The organism is Sorangiineae bacterium MSr11367 (assembly GCA_037157805.1).
Taxonomy (GTDB): domain Bacteria; phylum Myxococcota_A; class Polyangia; order Polyangiales; family Polyangiaceae; genus Pendulispora; species Pendulispora rubella.
Genome location: CP089983.1, coordinates 5,202,414 through 5,207,797, shown reverse-complemented (window position 1 = coordinate 5,207,797; position 5,384 = coordinate 5,202,414). Strand labels below are relative to the sequence as shown.

Genomic DNA, 5,384 nt, shown 5'->3' with positions numbered 1-5,384 from the left:
GTTCACCATCATGACGACCGAGCCCGCCACCGACGTGCGAATCGCCGACGTCTACGACTTGTCGCCCATGCAGCAGGGCATGTTGTTCCAATACCTGTACGCGTCGAAGACGACGATGTACCGCGAACGACTCCATTGCCAACTGCGCGGCCCGCTCGACGTGAATCTCTTTCGCAAAGCGGGGCAATGGCTGGTCACCCGGCACGCGGCGCTGCGCACGTGCTTCTCGTGGGAACGGCGGGACAAGCTCCTTCAGATCGTCCTGGAGAACGCGGAGCTGCCTTGGGAGTACAACGATCTTCGCGCCCTATCGCCCGAGGCGCGGCAGCTTTGCCTCGGGCAGATCGTGGACCTCATCGACGAGGAGCAGTTCGACCTCGCCCAGGCGCCGCTCTTTCGGATCACCGTGGTCCGCACCGAGGACGAGCTTCATCACCTGGTCGTCAGCTACCACCACATCATCATGGACGGCTGGTCCGCCGGGGTGGCCATCTCGGAGCTGTTCAGCGCCTACGACGCGCTGGTGCAAAAACGCCCGCTCGAAGTGTCGCCCGTGCGCCCTTTTCGGGACTACATCATCTGGCTTCGCCAGCAGGAGACGTCGGCCGCGGAAGCGTATTGGCGCAAGAAGCTCGAAGGCTTCGTCGCGCCGACGCCCATCGGCTTCGACCGCGCCGTGGCCGCCACGAGCGGCGCGGGCTCGCGCGGCGGAAGCCACCAGCACCGCGAGATCTTCCTCTCGGCCGAAACCACCGCGGGCATGGATGCCTTCGCGCGAACGCACCGCATCACGCAAAACACCCTACTTCAGGGCGCGTGGGCGTGGCTGCTCGGTGCGTACAGCGGCGAGCAGGACATCGTCTTCGGGGCAGTGACGTCCGGGCGGCCGTCGGACCTCACCGGCGTCGAGTCGATGGTCGGCCTCTTCGTCAATTCGCTCCCGAATCGGATTCAAGTCGATCCGGACGCGCAGCTCGTTCCATGGCTTCAGGAAATCTTGAAGTCGCAGGTCGAGGCGCGGCAATTCGGATACGTGTCGCTCGTGCAGGCGCAGGAATGGAGCCAGGTGCGCAGGCCGTTTCCGCTCTTCGAGAGCTTGCAGGGGCTGCAGAATCTGCCCCTCACGGCCGCCGACTTTGCGAAGATCAGCGAGAGCCTGGGCATTGGCGGCGTCGACTACACGAACCACGTGGGCGTGCCGCTCATCCTCATCGCCATGCCCGGAGAGCAGCTCTCCATTCGTGCCATTTATGACGCGAGCCGATTCCAGGCCAGCGACATCGACCGGATCCTTGCGCATCATGTGACGCTCCTGGAGAACATGATCGCGCACCCCGGGGCGCGGCTCGCCGAGCTCACGTGCATGAGCGACGAGGAGCGTGCGCTCATCCTGGGCCCGTGGCGGATGTCCGATCGCCCGGGCGCCCCCGATAGCTGCATCCACGAGCTCGTCGAAGCCCAGGTCCTCCGCACGCCCAAGGCCATTGCGGCCACCTTCGAGGACCAGCGGCTCACCTACGCCGAGCTCAATCAGCGCGCCAATCAGCTCGCCCACTACCTGCGCGCACGCGGGGTAGGCCCCGAGATCATCGTCGGCATTTGTGTCGAGCGCTCGCTCGAAGCGCTCGTCGCGATGCTCGCCGTGCTCAAGGCGGGCGGGGCGTACGCGTGCTTCGATGCCAACGATCCGCGCGAGCGGCTGGCGTTCATGCTCGAGGATACCGCGCCCGCGGTGGTGCTGACCTTGGAGCGGCTGCTCGACCGTCTTCCGAGCCACGAGAAGGACACCGTGGTCCTCGACCGCGACTGGGCGAAGATTGCCAAGCATGACACGTCGAATCCCTCCGGCGGTGCGACGCCGCGAAACCTCGCGTACATCGTCTACACGTCCGGCTCGACGGGAAGGCCCAAGGGCGCGCTGATGGAACACCGCGGCGTGCGCAATGTCCTCGATGACCATCGCGGGTTGTTTGGGGTCGGCCTCGGCACGCGCATGCTTCAATTCGCGCGATTCACCTTCGATGCCTCCGTTTGGGAAATCTATCTTTCGCTCACCTCGGGCGGGACGGTCTGCTTTGCCCGCGACGAGGCCATGATGCCCGGCCGGCGCCTGGGCGATCTCATTCGCAAGGAAAAGATCGAGCTGACGCTGTTGGCCCCGTCGGTGATGGCCGTGATGTCGGAGGAGTCGATTCCCACGTTCCGCGTGGTCGCTGCAGGGAGCGAGGCCGTGCCGCCTGCACTGGTCGCGCAGTGGGGCGAACGTTGCAAGGTGATTCACGTGTACGGGCCCACCGAGACGACCATCATCTGCGTCTCGTTCGAGTGCGATGGTTGGGACGGTGAGCGGCGGCTGCCCTTGGGGCGTCCGACGCCGGGGGTTCAGGTCTACATTCTCGACAGCCAACTGCGGCCGGTCCCCAGCGGCGTGCCGGGAGAGCTGTGCATCGGAGGTCCGGGCGTCTCGCGTGGATACCTCCATCGCCCCGAGCTTACCGCGAGCAAATTCGTCCAATCGCCATTCTCGAACGATCCCGACGACCGCCTCTATCGATCGGGCGATTTGGTGCGGTGGGGCTCGGACGGCCTGATCGAGTACATCGGCCGCACCGACTCCCAGATCAAGCTGCGCGGCTTTCGGGTGGAGCTCGGCGAGATCGAAACCGTGCTGTCCGAGCATCCTGCGGTGGAACAGTCCGTGGTCATCCCGCGGGAGGGCTTCGACGGAGAAAAGCAGCTGGTGGCTTACGTCACCCGAAAGAAGACCGGATCGGCCGGCGCCGAACGCGCGTCATCGGCCTGGCACGGCGAACAGGTCGCCCAGTGGTCCGATTTGTTCGACCGGGCCTACCACGACGGCGCCCCGTCGCCGAGCGATGCGGCCTTCAACATCGCCGGGTGGAACAGTAGCTTCACCGGCGCGCCCATCCCCGCGAACGAGATGCGCGAATGGGTCGATGCCACGGTGGCAAGCATTACCCGGACGAAGCCGCGGAGCGTTCTCGAGATCGGCTGCGGCACGGGGCTGTTGCTCTTTCGCTTGGCGCCGCAGACGACCCGCTACGTGGGGCTCGATTTCTCCAAGGTCGCCCTGGACTACGTGGGCCAACACCTGGCCGCGCACGCGCAGGACGGGCTCGCGCACGTGGAGCTGCTGCAGCGCAAGGCGGACGACCTTTCCGGCATCGAAAGCGGGTTCGAGTCGGTCGTGATCAACTCCGTCGTGCAGTACTTCCCCAGCGCGGAATACCTTCGGAGCGTCGTGACGCGTGCGGTCTCCGCCACCTGCGACGGCGGCTGCGTCTTCGTCGGCGACGTGCGCAGCTTTCCCTTGATCGAAGCGTTCCACGCGGCGGTGCAGCTGTTTCGGGCCGATCCGGGGCTGACCACGGAGAGGCTCGCCGCGCTCATTCGGACCGAGATCGACAAGGACGAAGAGTTGCTCGTCGATCCCGCGTTTTTCCATGCCCTCGCGCACGAGCTTCCCAGGATTCGCGGGGTGGAGGTGCATCACAAGCGCGGCCTGGGGCAGAACGAGATGACACTCTTCCGCTACGACGTCGTTCTCCACGTCGGGCCGCGCCGCGGAGCCGAAGCCGCCGTCGAAGGCGCCCCGCACCTGGATTGGACCCGCGAGGGCCTGAGCGTGGCGGCGCTGCGCGAGCGTCTCGAGCGCCACGATCAGGACGTGCTCGTCGTCGACGGCATCCCCAATGCGCGCCTCGTGGGGGCGGTGCATCTCGCCGAGCTCGTGAAGCGCGGCGACGCCCCGGCCACCGTGGCCGCGCTGCGCGAAACCTTGAAGGCGGCCGTGGAGGGCGCCGTGGACCCGGAGACGCTCTGCCTCACGGTGGCCGATCTTCCCTACGACGTGGACATCGCCTGGGCAGGCCACGGGGCCGAAGGGCGCTTCAATGCCACGTTCCGACGGCGCGGCACGACGAAATGGCTGCCGACACCCAAGCTTCAGGGGTTCGACGGGAATTGGGATCAGTATACGAACGATCCGCTCAAGCGGCGCGCATCGGCCCAACTCGTTTCGGAACTTCGCGAACGCATGCAACGCAAGCTGCCCGAGCACATGGTGCCGGCGTCCATCGTCGTGTTGGACGCGTTCCCGAAGACGACCACCAACAAGGTCGACCGGCGCGCCCTCCCGGCCCCCGGCGACGAAGACGGAAGGGAACGCACGCGCTACGTCGCCCCGCGCACGACCGAGGAGGTGCAAATCCAGCAAATCTGGCAAGAGGTGCTCCAGCTGCGTTCCGTGGGCGTGCACGATGACTTCTTCGACCTCGGCGGGCATTCGCTCCTAGCGGTGCGCCTGATGGCCACCATCAAGCGGCAGCTCGGCGTCGATCTGTCGCTCTCGACGCTCTTCCGCGGCTTCACCATCGAAAAGATGGCCGACCTGGCCGCCGCCGCACGCGCGGGCATCGCCTCGAGCCCCATCGTGCGCATGACCGGCGTTCGAACCGACAAAGCACCATTCTTCTGTGCGCCGCCGGGCGGCGGAAACTTGGTTTGCTATGTCGATTTGGCGCGCCGGCTCGGCGCGTCGCGAACCGTCTATGGCCTGGAGTCGCCCGGACTCGTCGGCGAGGGCAACGGCTTCGACACGATCGAGAAGCTTGCCACCCATTGCATCGAGGCCATGAAGACCGTGCAGCCCAAAGGACCGTACCACCTCGGCGGATGGTCGTTCGGTGGCCTCGTCGTCTACGAGATGGCCAAACAACTCGAGGAGATGGGCGATCCCGTGGCGTTCCTCGGCCTCTTCGACACGTCGCTGCCGACCCGCGCCAAGCAGGTCGACGACTCCAACGATCTCCATGCACGGCGCATGGTTCGAACGGCCAAGTCGGTCGAAATGCTCTTTGGCCTTTCGATTCACCTTCGGTACGAAGAGTTGGTCTCGCTGAACCCGAGCGCGCAGCTGGAGGTCTTTCTCGCGCGAACACGCCAATCGGATCCTTCGCCGGATGGCCTGCTGACCGCGAAAATCGTTCAATATCTCCGATTGCTCGAATCGAATTTGGCCGTCTATCGAACGTACCGCCCAGCGCCCCTACTACCGGGCGGCGATCTCTCGATGACGTTCTTCCGCGCCAAAGACCCATTGCCGGAAACGATGGTCGAATTGGAACACACTGCCCACGATGCGGCGGAGGGCTGGATGGAGCTCGCCCCCGGCCGCGTTCGACTCATCGACGTCCCCGGTGATCACCTCAACATGTTCCGCCCACCGCACGTGGACGTCCTCGCCGCGTCGTTGAATCGGTGCTTCGAGGGCATCCCGTAGCCATGCGCACCATCGCAATGACCGAGAGCTGGTGAATCGGTCATCATGGATCGTCGCAGACCGCGAGATCGATGCAGTCTGT

Annotated in this window: 1 protein-coding gene; it reads left to right on the top strand. The window is 65.5% G+C overall.

Going from position 1 to position 5,384, the window contains the following annotated elements:
* Positions 1-10 precede the first annotated feature (10 nt).
* Entirely contained in the window at positions 11-5,302 is a 5,292-nt protein-coding gene (locus LVJ94_20330; GenBank protein ID WXB09565.1) for an amino acid adenylation domain-containing protein, read from the top strand.
* The last annotated feature ends 82 nt before the right edge of the window (positions 5,303-5,384 follow it).

What these genes read in the sequence shown, in the direction of transcription:
- LVJ94_20330 (WXB09565.1), top strand. Translation starts at nt 11, where the DNA reads ATGACGACCGAGCCCGCCACCGACGTGCGAATCGCCGACGTCTACGAC.